At 44.4% G+C, this 23,669-nt stretch carries 28 protein-coding genes and 1 riboswitch; of the genes, 20 read left to right on the top strand and 8 right to left on the bottom strand.

What is annotated here, in order from left to right; all coding sequences use genetic code 11:
- Positions 1-198: 198 nt before the first annotated feature.
- From KNQ06_RS15085 to KNQ06_RS15060, 6 genes are all read left to right on the top strand, one after another.
- Positions 199-1,476 carry a murein hydrolase activator EnvC family protein gene (locus tag KNQ06_RS15085; RefSeq protein ID WP_215148698.1) on the top strand — a complete coding sequence of 426 codons (1,278 nt, stop codon included), beginning with the start codon at positions 199-201 and terminating at the stop codon, positions 1,474-1,476.
- 63 nt (positions 1,477-1,539) lie between these two features.
- A riboswitch (TPP riboswitch) is annotated at positions 1,540-1,650 on the top strand.
- Between the two features lie 115 nt (positions 1,651-1,765).
- Complete coding sequence (gene thiD / locus KNQ06_RS15080; protein ID WP_087682130.1) at positions 1,766-2,569, top strand: bifunctional hydroxymethylpyrimidine kinase/phosphomethylpyrimidine kinase; 804 nt, start codon at positions 1,766-1,768, stop codon at positions 2,567-2,569.
- Positions 2,550-3,317 (top strand): hydroxyethylthiazole kinase, encoded by a 768-nt coding sequence (gene thiM / locus KNQ06_RS15075; RefSeq protein ID WP_215148696.1) that lies wholly within the window; start codon positions 2,550-2,552, stop codon positions 3,315-3,317. Before thiD ends, thiM begins: the two co-directional genes overlap by 20 nt.
- Positions 3,307-3,945, top strand: coding sequence for a thiamine phosphate synthase (gene thiE / locus KNQ06_RS15070; RefSeq protein ID WP_215148693.1), 639 nt, complete (start codon positions 3,307-3,309; stop codon positions 3,943-3,945). The genes thiM and thiE overlap by 11 nt, the downstream gene beginning before the upstream one ends.
- Before the next feature lie 11 nt (positions 3,946-3,956).
- Positions 3,957-4,400: a hypothetical protein gene (locus KNQ06_RS15065; protein ID WP_353049205.1), complete on the top strand. Its 444-nt coding sequence runs from the start codon at positions 3,957-3,959 to the stop codon at positions 4,398-4,400.
- Positions 4,401-4,455: 55 nt separating this feature from the next.
- Complete coding sequence (locus tag KNQ06_RS15060; protein ID WP_050678101.1) at positions 4,456-4,824, top strand: ArsR/SmtB family transcription factor; 369 nt, start codon at positions 4,456-4,458, stop codon at positions 4,822-4,824.
- A gap of 45 nt (positions 4,825-4,869) precedes the next feature.
- Here KNQ06_RS15060 and KNQ06_RS15055 read toward each other — a convergent pair whose 3' ends face one another.
- Together KNQ06_RS15055 and KNQ06_RS15050 are read right to left on the bottom strand one after the other, a co-directional pair.
- Entirely contained in the window at positions 4,870-5,508 is a 639-nt protein-coding gene (locus tag KNQ06_RS15055) for a CHASE3 domain-containing protein (protein WP_214725318.1), read from the bottom strand.
- Between the two features lie 193 nt (positions 5,509-5,701).
- Positions 5,702-6,568 carry a YitT family protein gene (locus KNQ06_RS15050; RefSeq protein WP_029340819.1) on the bottom strand — a complete coding sequence of 289 codons (867 nt, stop codon included), beginning with the start codon at positions 6,566-6,568 and terminating at the stop codon, positions 5,702-5,704.
- 136 nt (positions 6,569-6,704) lie between these two features.
- Here KNQ06_RS15050 and KNQ06_RS15045 point away from each other — a divergent pair, with 136 nt between their 5' ends.
- Both KNQ06_RS15045 and KNQ06_RS15040 read left to right on the top strand, forming a co-directional pair.
- Positions 6,705-7,307: a hypothetical protein gene (locus tag KNQ06_RS15045; protein ID WP_149426838.1), complete on the top strand. Its 603-nt coding sequence runs from the start codon at positions 6,705-6,707 to the stop codon at positions 7,305-7,307.
- A 183-nt stretch (positions 7,308-7,490) separates the two neighbouring features.
- Complete coding sequence (locus tag KNQ06_RS15040; RefSeq protein WP_023467197.1) at positions 7,491-8,327, top strand: formate/nitrite transporter family protein; 837 nt, start codon at positions 7,491-7,493, stop codon at positions 8,325-8,327.
- Between the two features lie 36 nt (positions 8,328-8,363).
- On the opposite strand, the gene KNQ06_RS15035 is transcribed toward KNQ06_RS15040, so the two are convergent.
- Complete coding sequence (locus tag KNQ06_RS15035) at positions 8,364-8,783, bottom strand: YkvA family protein (RefSeq protein ID WP_023467198.1); 420 nt, start codon at positions 8,781-8,783, stop codon at positions 8,364-8,366.
- 98 nt (positions 8,784-8,881) lie between these two features.
- Between KNQ06_RS15035 and KNQ06_RS15030 the strand changes: the two genes are divergently transcribed.
- Entirely contained in the window at positions 8,882-10,105 is a 1,224-nt protein-coding gene (locus KNQ06_RS15030) for an aminopeptidase (RefSeq protein ID WP_035398837.1), read from the top strand.
- Positions 10,106-10,160: 55 nt separating this feature from the next.
- Here KNQ06_RS15030 and murB read toward each other — a convergent pair whose 3' ends face one another.
- Positions 10,161-11,072: a UDP-N-acetylmuramate dehydrogenase gene (gene murB / locus KNQ06_RS15025; RefSeq protein ID WP_035398835.1), complete on the bottom strand. Its 912-nt coding sequence runs from the start codon at positions 11,070-11,072 to the stop codon at positions 10,161-10,163.
- A gap of 248 nt (positions 11,073-11,320) precedes the next feature.
- On the opposite strand from murB, the gene KNQ06_RS15020 reads away from it, so the two are divergent.
- The 4 genes from KNQ06_RS15020 (at position 11,321) to KNQ06_RS15005 (ending at position 13,773) form a co-directional block, all read left to right on the top strand.
- Positions 11,321-11,836 carry a GNAT family N-acetyltransferase gene (locus tag KNQ06_RS15020; RefSeq protein WP_058703640.1) on the top strand — a complete coding sequence of 172 codons (516 nt, stop codon included), beginning with the start codon at positions 11,321-11,323 and terminating at the stop codon, positions 11,834-11,836.
- Between the two features lie 14 nt (positions 11,837-11,850).
- On the top strand, positions 11,851-12,336 hold the full coding sequence (locus KNQ06_RS15015; protein ID WP_214725314.1) for a GNAT family N-acetyltransferase: 486 nt from the start codon (positions 11,851-11,853) through the stop codon (positions 12,334-12,336).
- Positions 12,337-12,365: 29 nt separating this feature from the next.
- Positions 12,366-12,725 (top strand): hypothetical protein, encoded by a 360-nt coding sequence (locus KNQ06_RS15010; RefSeq protein WP_064300833.1) that lies wholly within the window; start codon positions 12,366-12,368, stop codon positions 12,723-12,725.
- A 112-nt stretch (positions 12,726-12,837) separates the two neighbouring features.
- Complete coding sequence (locus tag KNQ06_RS15005; RefSeq protein WP_214725312.1) at positions 12,838-13,773, top strand: hypothetical protein; 936 nt, start codon at positions 12,838-12,840, stop codon at positions 13,771-13,773.
- Here the strand turns inward: KNQ06_RS15005 and KNQ06_RS15000 are convergent.
- Complete coding sequence (locus KNQ06_RS15000; protein ID WP_350468363.1) at positions 13,762-14,592, bottom strand: GNAT family N-acetyltransferase; 831 nt, start codon at positions 14,590-14,592, stop codon at positions 13,762-13,764. The two genes, KNQ06_RS15005 and KNQ06_RS15000, sit on opposite strands and share 12 nt — an antisense overlap.
- 149 nt (positions 14,593-14,741) lie before the next feature.
- Here KNQ06_RS15000 and KNQ06_RS14995 point away from each other — a divergent pair, with 149 nt between their 5' ends.
- Positions 14,742-15,005, top strand: a complete 264-nt coding sequence (locus KNQ06_RS14995) for a hypothetical protein (RefSeq protein ID WP_149426844.1) — start codon at positions 14,742-14,744, stop codon at positions 15,003-15,005.
- A gap of 88 nt (positions 15,006-15,093) precedes the next feature.
- On the opposite strand, the gene KNQ06_RS14990 is transcribed toward KNQ06_RS14995, so the two are convergent.
- The gene (locus KNQ06_RS14990; protein WP_029340830.1) at positions 15,094-16,005 is read right to left on the bottom strand and encodes a hypothetical protein; all 912 of its coding nucleotides are present in this window, start codon (positions 16,003-16,005) and stop codon (positions 15,094-15,096) included.
- 144 nt (positions 16,006-16,149) lie between these two features.
- On the opposite strand from KNQ06_RS14990, the gene nfsA reads away from it, so the two are divergent.
- The 5 genes from nfsA to KNQ06_RS14965 all read left to right on the top strand — a co-directional run bounded on the left by nfsA (position 16,150) and on the right by KNQ06_RS14965 (position 20,169).
- A complete protein-coding gene (gene nfsA / locus KNQ06_RS14985) occupies positions 16,150-16,896 on the top strand; it encodes an oxygen-insensitive NADPH nitroreductase (RefSeq protein ID WP_064300829.1) in 747 nt (248 codons plus the stop codon).
- Between the two features lie 15 nt (positions 16,897-16,911).
- Positions 16,912-18,153, top strand: coding sequence for an LCP family protein (locus KNQ06_RS14980; RefSeq protein WP_251133579.1), 1,242 nt, complete (start codon positions 16,912-16,914; stop codon positions 18,151-18,153).
- 156 nt (positions 18,154-18,309) lie between these two features.
- Positions 18,310-19,020, top strand: a complete 711-nt coding sequence (locus KNQ06_RS14975; RefSeq protein ID WP_058703648.1) for an NAD(P)H-binding protein — start codon at positions 18,310-18,312, stop codon at positions 19,018-19,020.
- 148 nt (positions 19,021-19,168) lie between these two features.
- Positions 19,169-19,714, top strand: coding sequence for a TlpA family protein disulfide reductase (locus KNQ06_RS14970; protein WP_064300827.1), 546 nt, complete (start codon positions 19,169-19,171; stop codon positions 19,712-19,714).
- A 2-nt stretch (positions 19,715-19,716) separates the two neighbouring features.
- Positions 19,717-20,169 carry a hypothetical protein gene (locus KNQ06_RS14965; RefSeq protein WP_149426847.1) on the top strand — a complete coding sequence of 151 codons (453 nt, stop codon included), beginning with the start codon at positions 19,717-19,719 and terminating at the stop codon, positions 20,167-20,169.
- 91 nt (positions 20,170-20,260) lie between these two features.
- Here the strand turns inward: KNQ06_RS14965 and KNQ06_RS14960 are convergent, their stop codons facing one another.
- Positions 20,261-20,470, bottom strand: a complete 210-nt coding sequence (locus KNQ06_RS14960) for a DUF3006 domain-containing protein (RefSeq protein ID WP_215148691.1) — start codon at positions 20,468-20,470, stop codon at positions 20,261-20,263.
- Positions 20,471-20,728: 258 nt separating this feature from the next.
- Entirely contained in the window at positions 20,729-22,105 is a 1,377-nt protein-coding gene (nhaC, locus tag KNQ06_RS14955; protein ID WP_064300825.1) for a Na+/H+ antiporter NhaC, read from the bottom strand.
- Between the two features lie 507 nt (positions 22,106-22,612).
- Between nhaC and argC the strand changes: the two genes are divergently transcribed.
- Complete coding sequence (gene argC / locus KNQ06_RS14950) at positions 22,613-23,644, top strand: N-acetyl-gamma-glutamyl-phosphate reductase (RefSeq protein ID WP_215148689.1); 1,032 nt, start codon at positions 22,613-22,615, stop codon at positions 23,642-23,644.
- Positions 23,645-23,669 lie beyond the last annotated feature (25 nt).

Genomic DNA, 23,669 nt, shown 5'->3' with positions numbered 1-23,669 from the left:
AAAGAATCGTTGCGTATGCAACGGTTCTTTTTTTTGTCATTTTCAAAAAACAAATCGTATATTACAAAAAACCGTTTTCATTTGAAATGTAAATGAAATTTTTTTGAAACGATTACGGTGCTATAATCTATTTCAGATATGAGAGAAACTTGAATACTATAATAAAATATGAAAAAACATAAGTGAGGAAAACGATATATGCTAAAAAAACTAATTTCTACCATTGTTTTAGGAGCATTACTTATAACAGGAACGCAACCGATCGCAGCAGCGACAATTAAAGAAAAAAAGGCTCAAAATGCTGCTGAACAACGTAAACTTGAAAAAGCGATCAAAAAACAAGAGGCTAAAATCTCAAAAGAGCAACGTCAAATCAATCAAATTGACGCAGCAATCAACGAAAAGATTTTCCAAGTCTCTGAAAAAAATAAACAAATCGAACAGTTGAACGTTCGAATCGATGAGTTAAAGGCAGACATCGTCCGTTATGAAGAAATGTTACAAAAACAGGAAGAACTACTCGGTGATCGCTTACGTGTTTTCCAAGAGAACGATGGAAACTCGATTAAATGGGAAGAAGTCATTTTTGGATCGAAGGATTTAGGTGATTTATTCAGCCGTGTCATGGCGGGAAAAAAAATCGCTGAGCAAGACGATAAAATGATTTCGGATTACATCGCAACGCAACAAAAATTAGCAGAAGCAAAACAAGCGCTCGTTGAGAAAAAAGCCGAGCAAATGCAGGAAAAGAAAGTATTGATTGAACAAAAGAAAGCGTTAAAGCTTCAAATGAAAGAACGTAGTGCTACGCTGAAGAAATTACGAAAAGGGAAGACGAAGTTCACGACAGAACTGTTAGACGCAAAAGAACTTCAAGCGACTCTCGAAGCGCAAGAACGTGCAATTGCGGCAGCGAAGGCAGCCGCTAAAGCAGCGGCTGAAAAAGCAGCAGCGGAGAAAGCAGCAGCTGAAAAAGCCGCTAAAGCGAATGCTCAAGTAGCAAAACAAGCAGGTAAGAGTTCGGAATCAACTGATTCTGTTGCCCCGCCCGTTGTTTCGAGTGGAGGGAAATTCGTTCGACCATCTTCTGGTGGAGTGTCGCAAGGATTCGGACCAGCAAGCGGAGTGAATGGTTATACGTTCCACAACGGTGTTGATTTCAGTGGTTCGGTCGGGTCTCCAATCGTCGCTGCAGCAGCTGGAACGGTCATTACAGCATCAGGTGGTGGACCTTACGGCAATCATGTCATGATTTCTCACTTCCTCGATGGGCAAGTGTACACGACCGTCTACGCACATATGAGTTCATTATCGGTTCGTGCAGGACAAACGGTCTCTCAAGGTCAGCAAGTCGGAACACTTGGTAGTACAGGGAATTCAACAGGACCACACTTACATTTCGAACTACATGTCGGAGGCTATCAATACAGTGCTTCTTCTCCTCTGAATGCAGTCAATCCATTGGCATATCTGTAATCAAAACGGGCTTCGGCTCGTTTTTTTTTCTTCTCTATGCTACAGTTAAGGCGAAACGAATACTTGAGCAACTAGGGGAGCTGGAGGAATCCGGCTGAGAGGAAAACCAATCTGTTTTCGACCCTATTACCTGAACTGGATAATACCAGCGTAGGAAAGTTGAGCCGAACGGATACCGGAATGCGTGTATAACGCTTTCGTATAGCGTCGACTGCTTTTTTACAGCGGTCGACGCTTTTTTTGTCGGTCACGACTCCCTTACATTGCTCGATGGGAAGGTGAAAAGAACATGAAACACGTACTGACGATTGCAGGATCCGACTCCGGTGGTGGAGCTGGGATTCAAGCAGATTTAAAAACATTTTCAGCTTTAGGCGTTTATGGAATGAGCGTCCTGACAGCCGTCACGGCGCAAAATACGTTGGGTGTTCAAGCGGTGGAAGAGTTATCCCCAGAAATCGTAGATGCCCAGTTAACGTCGATTTTTTCAGACATTCGTGTCGATGCGATCAAAATCGGAATGGTCTCGAATGCGCAGACGATTCGTGTCATTGCTACACATCTCCGCAAACAGACAGTTCCGATCATATTAGATCCCGTCATGGTCGCTAAAGGTGGTCATGCCCTATTGCGGACGGAGGCTGAACAAGCATTGATTTCAGAACTTCTACCACTTGCGACACTCGTCACACCGAATTTACCGGAAGCGGAGCGTTTAACAGGACGATCAGTGACCAATCTAGAGGAAATGCGATTGGCGATGCATCAATTGGCTACACAGACAGGTGCAGTATTACTAAAAGGTGGGCATCTCTCGGGAGCTGCGACGGATTTGTTGTTTGATGGGGAAGTGGAACACCGCTTCACATCGGAACGGTTAGACAATCAACATACTCATGGAACTGGTTGTACCTTATCTGCGGCGATTGCGGCGCGGATGGCGCTTGGAGAAGATTTAACAGATAGTGTAAGACAGGCAAAGAGCTATGTCACAGAGGCAATTCGTCATGGATTTGCCCTCGGACAAGGTATTGGACCGACACATCATTTTCATTCACTTTGGAGGGATACACATGTTTACGACCATTCTTGAACACAAACCACTCATTCACCATCTGACGAACACGGTGACAATCAACGACTGCGCAAACGTCACACTCGCTGTTGGAGCATCACCCGTCATGGCGGAAGACATTCGCGAAGTAGAAGAGATGGTTAGACTCGCGCAAGCACTTGTCTTAAACATTGGTACGATCGATGCAGACATGCAAGCAGCTCAACGACTTGCATCCCGTGAAGCGGGACGTTTGAATGTCCCAATCGTTCTTGATCCAGTTGGAGCAGGGGCAACGACATTACGTACTGCCTTCTCTAAAGAACTGATCGATCTCGGGTGTACGGTCATTAAAGGAAATGCTTCTGAAATCAAGACGTTACTGGGGGAAGATGGGCGAACTAAGGGAGTCGATGCTGCGGGAGATGCAATGATGGATCGAGAAAGTATTCGTGCATTCGCTCGCAAACACAAATCTGTCCTCGTCGTGACAGGTCCGAACGACTATATCACGGATGGAACGCGCGAAATGGAATTACATGTAGGAACACCTCGTCTAGGAGATATCACGGGTACTGGCTGTATGACGGCTTCCTTGATTGCGAGCTTCCTCGGTGCAGGATATACAGCGTTTGAGGCGGCTGTTCACGGAACATTCGTCATGGGAAAAGCAGGAGAACAAGCAGCCTCCGCGCAAGGTCTTGGTGATTTTAAACGAGAGTTGTTCAATGCCATCAGCCTCATGACGGTACAAGATCTTGTGGAGGTGACAGAACGTGTCAATTGATTACTCCATCTATGCAGTGACGGATCGTCGGTACCATCCTGGAGTCGCGATCGAGACGGTCGTTGAGGAAGCCATTTTAGGTGGTGCAACGATCGTGCAACTACGGGAAAAAACAGCGCAAGGAAAGGAATTCTTCGATCAGGCAGTTCGGTTGAAAGCACTCGCGGATCGACACGACATCCCTTTAATCATCAATGATCGGATTGATATCGCGTTACTCGTCGGAGCTGGTTTGCATATCGGACAAGAAGACATTCCTTTAACCGCAGCACGTCGCCTTTTACCAGATGCCGTGATTGGTGTGTCGGTAGCAACCGTTGCACAAGCGATTGAAGCAGAACGAGACGGAGCCTCTTATTTAGGGGTGGGGTCTCTATTTGCGACGTCATCCAAAGCGGACGCTGAGTCCATGTCGCACACGATGCTTCAGGCGATTCGGGAAGCTGTACGATTACCCCTAATCGGTATTGGTGGAATCACAGCAACGAATGTCTCTTCTCTGCCTATCCCGCTAGAAGGGTATGCCGTCATCTCAGAAATTTTCGCTAAAGAAGATCGGCAACTCGCTGCGCAGCAAATGACAGATGCTGTACGAGAATGGCATCAATCACTTCAGAACAGGGTATAATCCGTTCAGAGGTGATTGTATTGAAATGGCAGACGATCCGTTTTCGCGGCTATTGGATTCGATATCGATTAGAACCACAAATCATTCGAGTCGATAATCAGGGGATCTACCATCTAGGAAAAGTCTTATTTCCACATCCTAATCGTATATCTTATGAGATGGCCCTTTTATTGAAAGAAAAGTATGAAAGACGCTACAAACGTCCGTTGTATATTAAAACGAGCTCGATTGCGACGGAAATTTGGGGACATACTCATTTAGATATTTATTACCGGGCACTTCTTCATCTACCGATTCCGACGCGACTTCGTCAACGTTATACGAATCGATTAGAAAGCACGAAAGTCATTGACATCGGCGTACGCGCTGTCGATCAAAATCGAATTGTCTGGGATATTGGAGATTACGTAGGAGGATGGTTCGTGTTTTGGCTCATTCGCAGACGAATGCGCTGAACTTGCAATGTCCCGTTTCTCATGGTGCAATATAAGTAGAAACGAGGTGACGGACATGGACATTCCCCGTTGTGAAACGATTGCGATTGATGAACAACGTGCGTCTGAAATCGGACATATCGTTGATACGATTCCGACGCTTGAAATCGGAAAGCTATTTAAGATTCTTTCGGATGCGACACGACTGCGAATCGTTTATGCGCTGACGATCGAAGAAGAACTATGCGTTTGTGATGTCTCGGCCTCTGTCGACTGTTCGATCGCGACAGCGTCGCATCATCTTCGATCTTTGTTGAAACAAGGACTCGTCAAGTTTCGAAAAGACGGTAAAGTCGTCTATTATTCCTTGGATGACCATCATGTGTCATCGCTTGTACATATGGCGATGGAACATGTACAAGAGGGAAAAGCAATGCCTGAATGAGTCTTTAGAATAAACGAAAAGCGCAGCTTTAGCTGCGCTTTTCGTTTATTCTAAAGACGATTGTTCTGATCCTTTTGGAGCGAAGTGGTGGAAGAAAAAGACCGTGGCACTAATCAATAAAAAGGACAGGATGGAGAGAGCGAGACACATCCATTTATATGTAGCGATTAAAGTATCTGATTGTTGTAATTTGGCTTGAAGCGTTTTATACAAATCATCTTTCACACGGGATAAGTCTTCGAGAATCGTTTGAGTCGTCTGAGTCGACTGTCTAGCAAGACGTTTTGCGGCTGTTGGACTTTGACGTTCATAGACAACAAACACGCGTTCAATCTCGGACTCCCAGACATTGTTGCGGCGAAGAAGATCTTTAATCGTCCCTGGAGTAGTCGACGATTGGTTCAGACTATTGCGCAAATCATGGATTTTAGACGTTGAAAAGTAATATTGTTCGATATAACGATTATCTTCATACAATAAGAGACCACGAACCGCATTAGCACGATCTCGATTGTGTTCGACCAACTGATCTACCTGATTGATTAACGGTATATCATGATCCTTCATTTGCTCGGTCATCGTTGCAATCGTCCGATAACCGGATAACGCATAGATGATCGGGATAGAGGCGAATAAGCTGACCAAGAAAATCAGCAGAATACGCTGACGCCAAAGAGAGTGCATGCAATCATTCCTTTAAATAAAAGACATGTCATAAGCTTAACTACTATCGTAAAAAAAGTGAAGCCTGTCTATTTTTTGAATAGGGATAATGACTGAAAAAGTGAATAATACTCATAAAAAAGCAGGAAAGATGATGCAATACGAGAAGCTGTTTTAAGAAGATGAAAAAAGCACAGCTAAGCTGCGCTTGGTGTTAAAACGAATACGAATGTTCCTTGTAATTGCCGAAGACAGTGTGGATTTCCGAGAATGTAACGAATGCATTCGGTTCGACAGAAGAGACGATTTCTTGCAAACGGACGATTTCATTATTTTGAACGACGACATATACCATTTTTTTCGTTCGGTTGGAATATCCTCCACGTGCATCGAGAATCGTGACACCACGACCGAGTTCTTTTGTAATGACTTCATTGATTTCATCTGCTTTCTCACAAATGATGATACATTGCTTAGAAGCAGAATAGAAACTGTAAACCGTCTGAAGGGCTTTGGCACGAACAAAGCTCATGATGAGAGCATACATAACGTGTTTAAGATCAAATACCCACCATACAAGGATGTAGATGACAAGATCTTGCATCAGAAATATACGAGGAAGTGGCCAGTTATGAAAACGAGCAAAGAAAAACTTTCCGAGAATATCAAGCCCTCCAGTTGAAGCACCACCGAAGAAGATCAATGCCATTGCAAGACCAGAGACTAGACCAGCAAAGATGGAAGCGACGAGTGGATCGTTTAAAGATTCCGGAACGATTTGAGTCGGAATCCAGTCAATTAAAAAGGAAGAAGCAATGACGATAATTCCAGATAAGAACATGAATCGTTTGCGTAGGAAACGGAAACCTAAAAGGAAGAGGGGAATGTTTAAGAGCAATTGCGTTAATCCAATTGGCGTGTGGAAGAGCTCTTGAATAATGAGCGTGATCCCCATGATACCGCCTGATCCGATATCATTTGGAGATAGTAGTAGGCTGATGTAAAGGGAATACAGCAACGTACCAATGATTAAGAAACTGATTTTTTCAACTCTCTTTTTCTGTGGGTGTGTTGTAGTCATGGCAATATGATGAGTGACCTCATGCTCCTCCTTCTGTGAGTATCTGCATGCAAGAGTACGCTCATATGCATAAAATTTCAACCCTTCTTATGAAAAAAGATGAAAAAGGGTACGTTTTTTTAGGAAGGTGATGAAAATGAAGAAAATGTTATGGATTCTTGGTTGTATCTGCTTAGGAATACTAGTTGGGATTCGTCTTTTCGAACAACCCAATGAAAAAAATCAATCATCCATTTGGCATGATGGTGATCTTGTAGCGAGACAAGTAGGTGCCTCGATGATGAATACGGTAGCGGTTCGTCAATTAGCCGAACAACTTCCGTTCTCATCAGAATTAAAACAGGTAGATGTCGAAGGAGAATCGTTACGTCTTGCCTATGAAGTGACAGGAAAAGAGCGACAAGCTTGGATTGGTACCGATACCGGAACACTACAAGTGAATCAGGATTTTTTGAAGGCTCGGTTATCTAAAGTTCTGATGCATCATACGCTTGTTTTATTTTCAACGATTCCTGATTTAACCGATCTTGAAATTCACTACACGGATCCGTATTCAGGTGCAGATTTTACGATGGACCGGAAAACATTCGACGCCTACACTCCGACCGATATCGAACGAGCTACTTCATCTTCTAGACGCTTTAATCGGGTTGTCATTGATGGTTATGTGCTCGATGCATCAAGGCGAAACACGTTCTTTGAACGCTTCGCATCACGACTACGAATTCAAACTAATTAGTTGTATAAAGCAAGAAAAGGCATTTTTCACAATCTCGACACAATGATATCGTTTACATCTCGTTCTTTTATAAAAACGATAAAACAGGTCTATTCAATACTTGAACATCTTTTAAGATGGAAGTATGATAATAAATGAACAAACATTGTGAAGTGTTGAACAAAAGAAAGAGAGGTTTCTACGATGAACGAGGTAGAAGCATTAGAAGGATTACGGAATAAAGCAATCAAGTCGACGCGCATGCTACAAATGCGTCCTCTCGAGTACTTAGTTCGTGCCATGCTAGCAGGAATTTTCATTGGATTTGCAATTATTTTTACCTTAAAAGCAATTAACGGTCTATATATGGCGGAGTCACCTGTTGCGACACTTGTCGGTGGACTGACCTTCGGAGTGGCACTCGTCCTGATCGTTTACGGTGGGGCAGAGCTGTTCACAGGAAATACGATGTATTTCACGACGGCGACGATGCGCGGCTATACGACGAAGATGGATACGATGAAGGTCTGGTTGATCTGTCTGATTGGAAATGGACTTGGAGGATTAGCGTTTGCGCTACTCTTTTCTCAAACAGGAATCATCCAAGAGCTTGGTATGAACAACTGGTTATTTTCTGTCTCAGAAACGAAGATCCACCATACGACGTGGGAAATCTTCACACGAGCTATCTTCTGTAACTGGATGGTCTGTTTAGCGATTTTCATTCCAAAGAACATGAAGAATGAGTTGGCGCAGATCATGATGATGATGGTACTCGTCGCAGTATTCTTTGCTTCTGGATTTGATCACGTCATCGCCAATATGGCATTGTTCTCCATTGCGTTAGTCGTACCACATCCGGATACGATCACATTTGCCGGAGCGATGCATAACCTGTTGCCAGCTTTAGCTGGGAACATCATTGGTGGAGCAGTCTTCATGGGAATGATCTATACGTGGCTGAATAAAGAAAAATTAGAAGTAGATGAATCACGTCAATCCACGACACCTGTTCATATTGCTTCGAAACAAAATGCATAATCAAAAAGCAGCTGTCGCGACAGCTGCTTTTTTCATTCATTCCATATGTTGAAAGCGATCGACGTCTGCAGCCAGTTCTTCGTAAATCGTCTCGACGATTTGTGCATCATCGAAGAGCCCGAGGACGTTATCGTCCGGTAAGGCGTCAACAGGAGACGTGAAGTACAGAACGGCCGTCAATAACAATTGTTCCTGCTCCGCATGCATTTCGAATTTTTTCTGATAGAGAGCACGAAGCATTTCAAGCAGTTGTTTTAATTGAAAATAAAGGACGAGTTCTGCCTCGCGTTCGATGTCCGAGCTTTCTGTAGACGCGATATCTTGCGTCAAGTGCGCAAGTCCGATTTCTGCTCGAACTAACAATTCTTGCTGTGCTTTTTCATCACCAACGAGGTCGAGTGCCTGTCGGTGAAAATACGTATAAGCCGATTTAAAATCGCCGGGTGTGAATTCCATGGTGATGCCTCCTTCTCTTCTCTTTCTAGTTTCGCCTTATTTCTTGCAAAATTGCAACTATTTCGTGAAAATAAAGATACAAGAAAGGGGATTACATAATGCCGACACAAGCAGAATTACAACAATACGCGTCTTTAGCCGTGCGTACGGGAATTAATCTACAACCAGGACAACAACTCGAGGTGCGTGCAGGAATCGAAAATTTGCCGCTCGTTCGTGAAATCACGCGTGTCGCCTACGAAGTAGGAGCTACGCAAGTATATGTACAGTGGTCAGATGATGAGATGACGAAAATCCGTTATTTCGATGCACCGGAAGAGTCGTTTGATACGTTCCCGGATTGGTTAAAAGCACGTTACGACCAACTGGCAGAAGAAAAGACAGCGTTCTTATCGGTCGTCAGTGAAGATCCAGATTTATTGAATGGCGTGGACTCGAGCCGAATCGCACGTGCGAATAAAGCAGCCGGTGTCGCTCTTGCTAATTGGCGGAAGTTCGTCATGAGTGACAATGTCAGCTGGTGTGTCGTAGCAGCACCTTCTGAAAGCTGGGCGAAGAAAGTGTTCCCTGATTCAGAGAATGCTGTTGAAGAGCTCTGGTCAGCTATTTTAAAGGCTACACGTGCCGATCAAGCGGATCCGGTCGCTGCATGGGCGGATCATGATCATAATCTGCGTTCAAAAGCAAAATTCCTGACAGAGAAGAAATACAAAACATTGCACTACACAGCTCCAGGAACAGAATTATCAATCGAATTACCAGAACGTCATGTTTGGTTAGGTGGCGGTGGTCCGAATGCAGATGGTGTTGATTTCATCGCGAATCTGCCGACAGAAGAAGTGTTCACGTTACCGAAAAAGACAGGTGTCAACGGACACGTCTCGAGCACAAAACCGCTTAGCTATAGTGGGAACTTGATTGATGAGTTCACACTCTGGTTCGAGAACGGAAAAATCGTTAAAGCGGAAGCGAAACAGGGTCAAGAAGCATTAGATGACTTGATTTCACTTGATGAAGGTGCACGTTATCTCGGAGAAGTTGCGCTCGTGCCGCACCGTTCGCCGATTTCTGACTCGGGTATCCTATTCTATAATACATTGTTTGATGAAAATGCTTCGTGCCACTTAGCGATTGGTCGTGCGTACTCGACGTGTCTCGAAAATGGTCCAAGCCTTTCAGCAGAAGAATTAGAAGCACAAGGCGCGAACGACTCGATGACGCATGTCGACTTCATGATTGGATCAGCGGATCTGTCGATTGAAGGAGAACTTGCAGACGGAACGCGTGAATCAGTCATGCGTGACGGAAACTGGTCAATCTAAACGAACAAAAAGGTGAGTCCGAATACGGAACTCACCTTTTCTTGTAAGATTCTTGTTATGCTTCTTCACCGATAATTTTCACTTCTGTCTCAAGTAAGATACCGAATTTTTCTTGAACCGTTTCTTGGACATGACGAATAAGCGCGATATAGTCGGATGCTGACGCATTCTCGACGTTGACGATGAAACCAGCGTGTTTCTTGGACACTTCAGCGCCACCGATGCGTGTTCCCTGTAAGTTGCTATCTTGAATCAGCTTCCCTGCAAAATAGCCTTCTGGACGTTTAAAGACGCTACCACAAGAAGGGTACTCGAGTGGTTGTTTCGTTTCTCGCTTATGCGTCAAATCATCCATGACTTCCTTGATCAATGCTGGGTCACCCTCTGTTAACGCAAATCGACCTTCGAGGATGATGTATTCTTTCTTTGAGAAGCAACTCGTCCGGTATCCCAGTTCGAGCTCATCATGTGAAATGTTCAACAGTTCTCCTTGTCGTGTCAATACAGTAGCGCTATGGAGACAATCCTTGACTTCACCACCGTATGCTCCCGCATTCATGATCAATGCGCCACCAATCGTTCCTGGAATCCCACAAGCGAATTCAAGACCGCTGAGCTGATGCGCGTAAGCTACACGAGACGCTTCGATGATTGCTGCGCCACTTTGAGCGACGAGCTCATGTCCTTCGACCGAGATATCGGTTAACTTCTCAAAGGAGAGGACAATGCCGCGAATGCCGCCATCACGTACGACAAGATTCGATCCGTTTCCAAGCAACGTCAAGGGAATACCTTGTTCGTAAGCATATCGGACGACAAAAGCTGTTTCTTCATAAGAAGTTGGGATGATGAATAAATCCGCGATTCCTCCCATTTTTGTATACGTATGATATTTTAAAGGTTCATTGATTAGTACGGACTCTTTTGAAATGCCTTCATACAGTCCCGTCATTACTTGTTCAGTCATTATGGTCTCAGTCCTTTTCGTGAATTCCTACCCAGCGCTCATGCGCTCAAAATATATTTTAACATTAATCGTGCGGTCGTTGTTCAACATACTGTTCCCAAAATACCGACTTATGCCGGGAATTGCAAGCACTAGGGAGTGAATGTCATCGATTAGTAATGAAAAATGTCACAGGAAAAGCAGGATCAGGAAGAGGAATGAAGCGAAAAGAACTCGGGAAAAGAGAAGTATAGAAGGAGGCGATGACGATGGAAAGTGAACGTTTATGGATGCGACCGTTCGAAGAAGAGGATTTTAGTTTTTATAAGTCACTTGTCCAAAATGAGCAAGTCATGCGTTATATCAATGGAGGCACTGCCTTAAGTGAAGATGAGGCACGAGAGTGGTTCGAACGGCAGTTGGAGCGATATTCGGATGAGCGACAAACTGGTTTTTTACTGTTGTTCATAAAAGAAACGAATGAACCGATTGGCTTTGCCGGATTATTGATGCAGGAAGTGGATGGGAAAGAAGAGTTAGAAGTCGGTTATTGGCTCGAACCAAAGCACTGGAAAGTCGGTTATGGTCGCGAAGCAGCAAAACGATTAATGATGGAGGCGTTCAATCGAGGGCATGATCGAATCATCTCGATCATTCATCCCGATAATCGTGCTTCGCAAAATGTCGCTCGTGCCAACGGGCTGAACTGGGAAAAAGATACGGTGTTTAGAGATGTTCCCGTCACGATTTACGCTGGACAACTATCACGACTTTGTCGTAACTAAAGAGGAGAGTTTTTATGTACGAATTTAACTTTGCGTCTTTTCATTCCATGACACCTGATACCTTATATGCACTTTTGAAATTACGAACGGATATCTTCGTCGTCGAGCAGGAGTGCGCGTATCCGGAGCTAGATGATCAAGATCAACAAGCGACACACCTAATCGTACGGAGTGAGAGCGGTCAAATCGTCGGATGCCTTCGGATGTATAATCATCCTACAAAAGGAGTAGCGATTGGACGGGTAGCTGTTCATCGTGATCACCGATCGGTTGGGTTAGCGAGACAAATGATGGAGAGAGCGATGGTACATTTGCAGAAAGAAGCTGCGATCTACTTACAGGCACAAGCACACCTAGAAGGGTTTTACGGATCGTTTGGTTTCGAAACCGTATCTGACCCTTATTTAGAAGATGATATTCCACATGTGGACATGCAGTTTCACGTAAAGGATTCGAAAAAAGACTTCACGTCAACGATGGATGAACCGATGAATAAGTAGAATGAACTTTTTTCGGAGGTGGATCAGTCATGAAGAAAGTGCTGGTCATTTTCGCTCTTAGTCTAATTGGCATCCTATCTTTAGGAGTCGGTATTTCGTATGCTCAATTGCAGGGGAACTATCGTGACTCGGAAAAAGAGTTGATGACGATCTTAGAGCGGCAACATGATTTATCAGCTTCCTCCTTTCTTGAAGTGCGCGCATCATTCTCTTTACGACATCGACAAATCATACACGTTCGACTTCGGGGCGAACCTGCCATCACATACGAGTTCATTCAACCAAAGGATGAACTCGAATACCTGGGGTCTGTCGGAACAAGTGTTGAAAAGACAGGAAAACAAGATGCTGTCTTTCGAAACGCTCATTTAAAAGTCGGTAAAAAATAAAAAATGGAGGATCTTCCTGAAACGACGGAAGATTCTCCATTTTTTGCTTTCAAGACGATAGGATATTGCGTACACTACGAAGAGATACTGGAATGAGGAGGTCGAGGGAATCATGTGGAAACCCTTTATAAAAAATCAATCAATTGCACCGGCGTTGCAAGCCTTCCGGGAACTTGACATCGAAATGTTTCGGACACATGTTACCCAACTGAACGATGCGGAACAACAGGCCTTACAATTCATTAAGCGTGCGCTAGAGCAGGATTCACCTGCTCATTTGAAAATAGCGCTTGAAATGAAACAACCACTCGTCGAGGTTGATCGTCTGTTTCAAACACTCGTCACGTGTCAAAATCGTCAGCAGTTACTCGAAATGCTGCTAGCAGACGGTCTGGACGTCAATCAAGTCTATACACTTGAAGGGCATCGCTCGATCGTCCGCCAACCCCTTCACTTTCCGGTAGGTCTATATGCGGCGCGCCATTCCGAGTTGTGGGCACTTGTTGCTGAAAAGCTGGACTTTACTTATACGATGCATCTTCAACGCAGTGATCAATTCATGGAGACGCATGAATTGAATCTGCTGGATCTCGTCTTATTGCTCGATATCGAAGAAGAGTTGACGGTTCGAGTGCTTGATCAGCTGTGCGAATGCAAGGCGACCGTTGGACTTGCAGAACGATTACAACGTCCCGCTTCACCATTGTTACTAAAGACGATTGAGGCGGATGCCTATTTGCCGACGTTTGTTTATGCTAAACATTATTTCCCGTTTTATGCGCTGATCGGACGACAAACCGTACTGTTCCAATCTTTATTGAACCGTGTGATGCAAGCATCCATTGCTTCTGAAATGATTGAAGATGCCTTGCTTGCTTTTCATAATCACCAACCCGGACTTGCCTTGACATGGGGAGATGCCTATATCGAACAGTTATACGAGATGGGGCTAGTGCTTCGTAAAACGGGTCATGTTGATTTTCGGGAAATGGATGAGGAGTATGTGTTGCCTGAATACAAGGGAATCGTCAATCGCCTAAATGATTAACGGAGGTTGATCCGTACTGAATGTATGCCAATGAGAGGTTAACTGGATATCGCAAAACATCGAGGGATGATACAGGCGTAATACATCTTGTTGTGTTGAGAGAAAAAAGACTTCAAACGTTTGGATGTTTGCACGTCGTAACTTTTCTTGAAATGCATGGAGGATGCGGCTACCGTATCCTTGACGTCTCAGCTCTGGTAGGCACGTGATTTCAAGAAGACGGATATTCTGTCCCTGCTTTTGAAATAATAGTGTACCGACGATCAATTGCTTATCATAGACTAAGTAAGGAATCGCTTTTCGTTGAATCAACTTGTCTAAATCAGATACCTGATAAGGAAAAAAGTGATGTGTTCCTTGAAGGGCATCGTTACGAAGTGCGAGATAAGTATCTTGATTCTGTGCATGAACAGCTTTCAAACGTAGCGTAGCAGGCTGTCCTTCTGAGAGTCCAATTAAACGAAACTGTTCGGCATATAAACTATAACCAAGCTCTTTCCAAATCGAAGTTAAAGAAAGATCATGCGGCGGAGAGACTTGTACATGTATCTGCCGGCATCCTTGTCGAACGGCATGTAAGTGTAGCAAAATAGCCAGACGACGAAAGGCTTTGATGTCATGAAAGGCGCTGTTCATAAAGTGAACGACGTCATGCACGACATGATATCCGAGCGTCGCTTTCACCTGACCGGATTCGAGGTAGACCCATTGGTAATCTTCAAGCGGCTGAAAAAATGAAAAATCATATGCCTTTTGATGGTACTGTAGAAGTTGATGGACGTGTCGCCTTTGAACATGAGACAATTGATTGTAATACACAATAGGCAAATTAAGTTCCTCCTTTAGCAAAGTGAAGTTAAAAATATCTTGCTTTTATATTACAGGAAATAAAAGGTATTTATATCTTCTGTTTCAAACAAAAAGTAGATGGATTCCTGAAGATAAGAAAGAATCGAGGCAAAATTATCATGAAGTATCTCTGGATCGTCATCGGTTTATCGGGCTGGTTATTCAGCGCGGATACATTGGTAGCCGAAGCACGTGATTACGATGAACCGGGTGTAAGCAGTTCGACGACATATGGGAATTATGGCGCGGAGGATCATATCATCGTTGATCGGAAGGAACCGATCTATGAAGGATTCGATTCACCGAACGACATGGCATTCCTATTCGCTTGTATTGCATTACTCGCAACAGTCGGACTTGGCATCGTCAATGCCTCCGATTGAAATGAATCTGACTAATAAAAGGCAAGTGACGAATCCATCGTCACTTGCCTTTTAATGTCTACTACGTGTGAACAAGAAGAATCTACTCTTAGAAATGAATTCGTTTTTTTCGACCAACGCGTGCCATTCGTTCGTGTTCTTGTTCGAGTCCGGCTCGTTCGAGGAGATCGAGATAATAGCGAAACGGAGTCGAGCGATGCGAAAAATATGGGATGTATTCAGTGAACAGCATCGTCTCCGCTCGTTCTAACGCGCGTAAGGAAATGAGAGCATGTAGCTCTGCGAAACGAATTTCTTGATAGGTGGATAAAGCGTCTGCATCAATCCGAACATGCGACTGTAGTTTTTTAGCATGCGCATTCAAGCAATGGATATATGCTTCTTGATGTTCGGGTTTCTCGCAATGGGCAAGTACGGCAAGCAAAAGGTCACTGCGCTCGGTATCGACGTCCATCGGAACCTTCAACGCTGTATAGAGGGCGCGTTCCATCCACTCGACACCATGACTATCATTTTTATAATAGCCGACTAATTCTTGAAAAAAATCGACTTGCGAGACTTTCAATAATCGAAACGGATCATTACTTAAAAATAAAGGTTCTTCCCCGGCAGCCGACGAAAGAAGAAAGAAAAATTCCTCAAAGGCAATCCGGGTTCCGTTTTTACGATGAGCGTAATGGCGTAAATGCTTCAACAGGCGTTTTGCGGTGATATACCAATTCTTTTGTTCGCGAAGCGGTACGATCGGATTCGGCTCAAGGTACTGGAGATCGTATGCTAATTGAATAAACCGTTCCGTCTGAGCGATCGTCTGTTCGACGGTCGGTTGTTCCTGTTCTTTTTGCAAATCCTTATACTTCATGAACTGTGTCAACATGGCGTCAAACTCTTTCTCTTCGATGACTTGTCTCGGGAGTTGACGATAGATTTCGACGATGATATCGCGAAGGGTCGTATCGCCATATTGTTCTAGTAAGAGTCGCAGTTTCCGTATTCTCATGATCGCCCTCCTTCGCAAGAAAAGCACAGTACAACATTATTCAATTCCCGCTTTTTTCATAAACCGAACCTCTTCATTTGCGCTTTTTAGTCAGAGACGACTATCTTAAATAAGAAGACTCATTACAGAAGGGGACGATTACACATGAATGAAACCATTCAACATTTACTCAACCACCGGTCCATCCGGAAATTCAAACAACATCAATTAGACGAAGAGACGATTGAAACACTTATAAAAGCCGCACAAGCTGCCTCGACATCCTCTTATCAGCAAGCCTATGCGATCATCGGTGTCGAAGACGAAGGATTGAAACGACAATTAGTCGACGTTGCAAGTGGTCAACAATATGTGGCAGAAAACAGTTACTTCTTCGTCTTTTGTATGGATTACCACAAACATACGTTAGCGGCAGAACTAGCAGGAGGCGACGTGAGCCGGACGATCGAGACGACGGAAGCGCTTGTCGTAGGGGCTGTCGATGCGGGACTTGCCGCTCAAAATTTAGTCGTAGCTGCCGAGTCGCTTGGCTACGGAACGGTCTACATCGGTTCCCTACGAAATGATGCTCGTCGTGTCAGCGAACTCTTACAACTTCCAGATCACGTCGTACCATTATTCGGAGTCGCGGTCGGTCTTCCGGATCAACAACCGGGTAAAAAACCCCGCCTTCCGATGGATGCGGTCTTCCACCGGAATACGTATACTGATGACGATACGATGCGTGAGTTACTGACAGGATACGAAGAGTCAACGTCATCGTATTACGGAGAACGGACCGGTGGTCAACGGACAGAAGGGTGGGTCAAACAGATGGCTGCCTCGATGCACGAACCGAAACGGACGTATCTCCGCGAGTTCTTGAAAGAGAAACAGATCGCAAAAGATTGATACGGAGGTATCTGAATGGCAGAACATCAACCACACCGCTCTCGCTTAGAGCGACGACGTATGCAGTTAGAAGAGCAAGCTAGACAAGAAGAAGAGCAGGCTAGGCAAGAAGAAGCTTTTTCGAAAACGTACGCGCCGGACGAATCATTTTCTCAAGACTCCTTTGAGAAGCAGCAAGAACCGGCTACGTATCATCGATATGTCGAAGAGCAACCGCGAGATCGAAAAAGTACATCGCGTCGTTCCGGGAGCGGCATGCTTAAACAGGTCGCACAGATGATCGGGGATGCCGGGTCACGGTTGTTTGCTAATCGGGAACGCTCGAGACGCTCGAGGAAGGCGGGTCGATCAGAGCAATCGGTACAGAAGAATCCTGACGTCTCTTCACGCGAAGCTCATCCTAAAAAAATCAAGAAAAAACGTCGTTTTAAACGAAAGCTTCTTGGACTATTTTTATTGTTGCTCATCGCATTCGTTCTTTTTGCTTCACAACCATTCACGTTCTTATTGATTGGTAGTGATGCACGACCTGGAGAGTCGTTGCGTGGATCACGTTCAGACTCCCTGTCGGTCATGCAATTCATTCCACTTTCTCGAACGATTCAGTTGACGTCGATTCCTCGAGACACGTATACACCGATTTCCTGTGAGAATGGAAAGAAGGATAAAATCACACATGCCTTTGCCTTCGGTGGAGAAGAATGTACGCAAGATGCTGTTTCGGGTCTACTTGATGAAGAAATCGATGGAAAGATCGTCATCTCCTTCGATAGTTTCATCGGATTAGTGGATCAAATCGGCGGAATCGACCTTGTCTCGACAGGAACGTTCTCCGAGCAGGATGCGAGTGGGAAAGCAAATCAGTATTCATTCCAAAAGGGGAAGGAATATCATATGGATGGTGCGATGGCACTTGCCTATTCGAGACATCGAAAAACGGATAATGACGGAGCGCGCGCGAATCGTCAGTCGGAAGTCATCCAAGCCGTCGCGACACACTTGATGAAGCCGACTGGATGGTCGAAAATTCCAGCAGCGCACACGTATATGAAAGAAGAGATGAACCTTGATTTAAGTGTCCGCGAGATGGCAACGGCAGGGTTATCGATTGCCTTGATGTCAGAACGAAAACATTATGAAATCGAAGCCGTCAGCCAACGACTGAACGGGATTTTCTATGACTTACCGAATGAGAAGGCACTGCAAGAACTACGTGATCAGCTCGATACGACGTTTTATGGCACATTGAAGAACTAAAGGGGAGGGGTTTCCTTCCGGTCATTGCGGGTATAAATTGATGTACGTTGCTCCTTTGGTGGATTGTTTTAGGTTATCTCTGAAATCGACGATTTTTGGACATGACATCATGACATTCCACGAAGGTGACTAACTTATCGAGGAGGGACCCCCCATATGAAAGTACTAGTCGTAGGTGCATCCGGTACGATTGGAGCGCGCGTCGTCAAATCGCTTGCCAAGGGTCATCAGGTCACGGTCATCGTTCGTCATGAACATCTGGTGGAACGATTCGAAAAACTCGGTGTCAAGGCGCATTACGTCGATATCGAAACAGAACTCGAAAAAGTCATTGAGCACGGAGTCGCAGGGCAGGATGCAGTCATTTGTGCGGCGACCGCAGGAGTAGACGGCGAAGCAACTGAAATCGAACTGCTGGATCGAACAGTCGCTTTGAAAACAATTGATGCAGCTAAAAAAGCGCGAGTACGTCATTTCGTGCTACTGAGCGCTTATGGTGCAGATCGACCTGAGCAATTCAAGAAAGATGTCTATCCGTTCTATGCTGCTAAGAATGCAGCAGAGGAACAGATTGAACATAGTGGTTTGACGTATACGATCATTTGTCCAGTTTCTATCACAACAGGTGAAGGGCGTGGCTTGATTGAAGCCGATGAAGATTTGAAGGACACGAAGGACGCGACGATTTCGGAAACGGATGTCGCATCGATCCTCGTTGCTTCTGTCGATAATCGATCGGTATTCAATCGACGTCTAGAAGTCAAGGAAGGAAAGACATCCTTGAATGAGGCCTTAGGGGGAGCGGAAGCTGTAGGTAGCGTTAAAGATAACCGTCAAGTCAAAAAACAATTACCACGTTTTAACTAACCGTTTGTCTCGTTAAAACGTGAATTCTCTAAAATAAAGCGAACTCATTTCCGCGTATAAGACGGAAGAGTTCGCTTTTTTGTTGATAAAAGTAGATAGTCGAAAAGAGGAAGTCTGCTACACTGAACAAAGAAGGAGGGGGTTAGATGTGAAAAAACCGTTGATCTATCTGATCCTAGCGATTGCTATTATCGGCATTGCCTATCAAAGTTATCAAACATATGATGCAAAACAAAAAAAAGTGGAGCAACAACAAAAACAAGCATCACAAGGTGGTCTCGAAGTCGGGATGAAAGCCCCGAATCTATCCTTGCGTCAAGAAGGAAAAACTGTCGATCTAGACGAAATCAATCATGATGTCTTTGTCATTAATTTTTGGGCAACGTGGTGTCCACCGTGTAAACAAGAGATTCCAGAACTAAATGCCTTTGCACGACATACAGATATACCCGTCTACGGAATCAATGTCACGACATCAGAACGACGTGTTTCGGATGTTGCTGATTTTCTGAAGCAGACACCTGTTGAATACCCTGTGTTATATGACCGAAAGGGAACGTCAGAAGATGCTTATCGTCTCGTAGCAATGCCAGCAACATATGTATTAGACCGGAAAGGAACGATTCTTTCGAAACACATCGGTCCTGTAACGGAACAGATGTTAAAAGAGATGGTGAAACGAACAGGAGGATGACAATGGAACTCCTATGCCGCAACTGCTCCTTTCAACAAACATTCCAACTCGGTCAACTAGAGGGTTGGCCGACATTTCCTGCTGTCTTGACGCAAGGGGTCGAAGCGTTCATGACAGGTCTCCCGCTTTGGTTCGTTCCGTCGATGCATGAACCGATTTTACAGCGGACGTATGTAGACGACTGGAATCGATTTCGATTAATTCAGCACTATCAACTCCATCAGGAGGAATTAGCGGATGGTTGGGTACCGTATCAATTGGATTTATACCACTGTCCGACTTGTCACCGATTTTCGAATCGATTTTGGTGTGCCCTATTTTTGCAACTAGATGTCGTTCAACCACTTTACGAATGCCCACATGATCAGACGGAACTGGAACGAATCGAAATATCCGATATTGATCACTTTCCTTGTCCATCGTGTGATGGTCACTCCCTATATGTGCGTAGATAAAGCGAAAAAGCCATTCATTTCATGAAAGACTGATGAGAGAAATTCCTTCTCCATAGTCAATGCATGATACGGAATGGCTTTTTATCGATCATCAACCCATTTGCCGAAACGAAAATGTTTGAAAGGAAGAGGGTGATGAATTACTGAAATCTAACGTATAGGTTGTACCGTCAAAAATAATCGTATCGCCTAACCTTGCTTCAGGTGGTAAATAACGTCGTGGAATGAAACTTGAACCATTTTCCCATAGTAGGACAGCATACTTGCCGTCAAGTCGCTCCAGCGTACCACGTTTGATCATATTAACTCCTCCCACAATTACATCGAAGTCATCCCTCGGTCGATCAGGAACGTACTCTCTCTCTATCATTCTCTGTAATTTTTAATCTTATGTTTGGTATATTCCCAGTTCATTTCATCTTTACACATGATTCTTTAAAAAAACGTGATTCCAAGCCGTTTTCGTCTTAAATCTGACGTATTTAACAGGAAATAAAGGAGATATTGGAAAGAAAAAAAGACCCGATAGGACATATCGGATCTTTAAAATGAAATAGGCTCAAGAAGCGAGAGATTGTTTTGTTTCGATTTTCGTTGGACGAAGAAATGCGAGTAAAAACGTAAACAATGGTGAAAGGAGTAAAAAGAATGCGAACGGAACGTATGCTGTTACTGGGACACCGAGTGTCGAAGCGAAGAACGCCCCAGAAACACCCCACGGAATAAGCGGATTGACGAGTGTTCCTCCATCCTCGAGTGAACGAGAGAGGAAGCGCGGATCAATCTGACGCTCTTCAAAGATTTTCTTGAATGCTTGACCCGGAAGCAAGATGGACAAGTATTGTTCCCCAGCCATCAAGTTTACACCGATAGACGATAAGGCGACGGATGAAATGATGCTACCATCACGTTTTAGTTTAGAAACGGTCCGTTCAATGACCACGTCAATGACACCGATGCCACGTAAGACACCACCGAACGCAAGGGCGAGCATGACGAGCGACACCGACCACATCATCGATTGCAATCCACCTTTACTAATGATGGATGTGACCGTCTCACTAGAAGATTCTAGTTTTAACCCGTTCTGAATGACGGCCATCCAGTTCGAGATATTCCAGTTTCCTTGTACAAGACCTGTTAACAACAATCCACTTAAAACGCCAGCAACAAGTGTTGGGACGACCGGCATCTTACGTAATGCTAATACCATGACGAGCAACGGTGAAAGCAATGTCCAAGGTGACAAGTCGAACAAACGAGCTAACTCTTGTTGTGTCGTTTGAACAGCAGACGAATCGACATTTCCGCTACTACGTCCGAAAATGAAGAATAAGATGAATGTGATCGTGATAGCAGGAATCGTCGTTCCCATCATGAAACGAATATGATCGAACACAGACACATTGACAATTCCGGGCGCGAAATTCGTCGTATCTGATAAAGGTGACATCTTATCTCCGAAACAAGCTCCACTGATGATGGCACCTGCTGCAAGTGCCGGGTTGACGCCCAGTGCGATCGCAATGCCCATCAAGGCAACACCAACCGTACCAATCGTTGTAAACGAACTACCTGTAAAGGTCGAGACGACCATCGCGATCAGAAGAGCGCTCGGTGCGAACCAAGTCGCTGAAAGGGTAGATAACCCAAAATGAAGAAGGGTCGGCACTGCGCCACTCATCATCCAGACCGCGATTGTCATACCAACGAGCAACATGATCAAGATCGGTTTAATCGCTTCACGAATACCTTGAATCATATGGTGTTCGACGTCCTCGAACTTAAAACCGCGGTAAACGGCATATCCTGAGACGAAAATAAGACTAGACAAGATGGCAAGATGCGGTTCGGCTTTAGCACCGAATAACGCGGACAATAAGATGATGATACTGATTCCTAGGATAGCTGCGGATTCACGGAATGACATGCGCATGCTTCCACCTCCTTATATGAATATGAAAGTATGATAACGCTCTGTTACTAACACGCTTTTATGCACAAAAGCATTGAACAAACGTAATACTAACGAATATTATGGAGGACGTCAACCATAAGAGTGTCGATAAAAAATATAAAAAAATAGAAATGTGACGATTTTTTGTCGTAAACGCTTTCTTTTTTAGCTCAAATCTTGCACAATAAGAAGTATCAAATGACATTTTTGTGAACGATGAGGAGGATACATATGTTTACATTGATTTTTGTAGTAGTCGTCGCGATCATGGGTGCAGGCGTATTTGGGATTGATCATCTCGTAGCGCAACGTGCGGAAAAGCGTTAAGTAGATGCGTATAAAAGAAGCGTTGAAGGGACTGTCTTATAGAAGACAATCGCTTCAACGCTTCTTTTTTTGTATAAAAACTAATAAAAATTCAATTGACAGTATAAATATACATGTGTTTAAATCGGTATAACATTCTTTGAAGGGGAGCGTACAGATATGAAATGTACCATCATCGGAGCAACAGGATACACGGGAATTGAACTGATTCGCCTACTAGAATCACATCCTTCATTTGAGATCATCTGTTTGATGAGTGACTCGATGGCGGGGGAATCCATGCATGACGTATTCCCATTTATGAATAAAAAAACATATTCCTCGTTATCGTTCTTTTCGGTGGAGCATTTGATGGAAACCGAGACGGACATGGTGTTCTTAGCGACACCGAGTGGGATTTCGAAGCATTACTTAGAACAACTTCAAAACTGGTCCGGTTACGTCATTGATTTAAGTGGCGATTTGAGACTTCCATCTGAAGCATATGCAACGTGGTATGACAAGGAACCCATTGATGCCCAGTTACAACAAAGAGCAACTTATGGATTACCAGAATGGAATCGTCAAGCTGTTACAGCGAGCAAATGGATTGCGAATCCAGGCTGTTACGCGACAGCAGTTTTGCTTGGACTAACACCATTCTTAAAAGAGAAAAAAATCGATCCATCTCAAATCATCATTCAAGCTTCTTCTGGTCTGACGGGAGCAGGGAAAACGTTGACGGCACAAACACATCATGTCCATTCAAGCGAAAACGTTCGCTTGTATAAAGTGAATCAGCATCAGCACATCCCGGAAATTGAGCAGGCGCTTTTCGAATGGACCGGATCATCGCATCCGATTACGTTCTCGACTCAACTACTACCGATCAATCGAGGCATCATGGCGATTATGACGGTTCAGCCGTTGATCGATTTATCGGAAACGGAGTGGCGATCCTGGTTGACGGACCAGTATGCAACGGAACCATTCGTCCGAATCCAACAGGCTGATCCGGAAATCAAATCCGTCGTCGGGAGTAATCACTGTGATTTGACCGTTTATAAGGATGATCGGACAGGGCGAATGACCATCGTTTCAGTCATCGATAACATGCAAAAAGGAGCTGCCGGACAAGCCGTTCAAAATGCCAACATTCTAGCTGGTTTTGATGAGACATCCGGTTTAACGCAACAGCCGATCTACATTTAATCAAGAGAAAAAAGAGGAGGAACGC

It is taken from the genome of Exiguobacterium sp. s91 (assembly GCF_018618915.1).
Taxonomy (GTDB): Bacteria; Bacillota; Bacilli; order Exiguobacteriales; family Exiguobacteriaceae; genus Exiguobacterium_A; species Exiguobacterium_A abrahamii.
The sequence above is the reverse complement of the archived record's forward strand: the minus strand, read 5'-3'. Positions and strand labels throughout refer to the sequence as shown.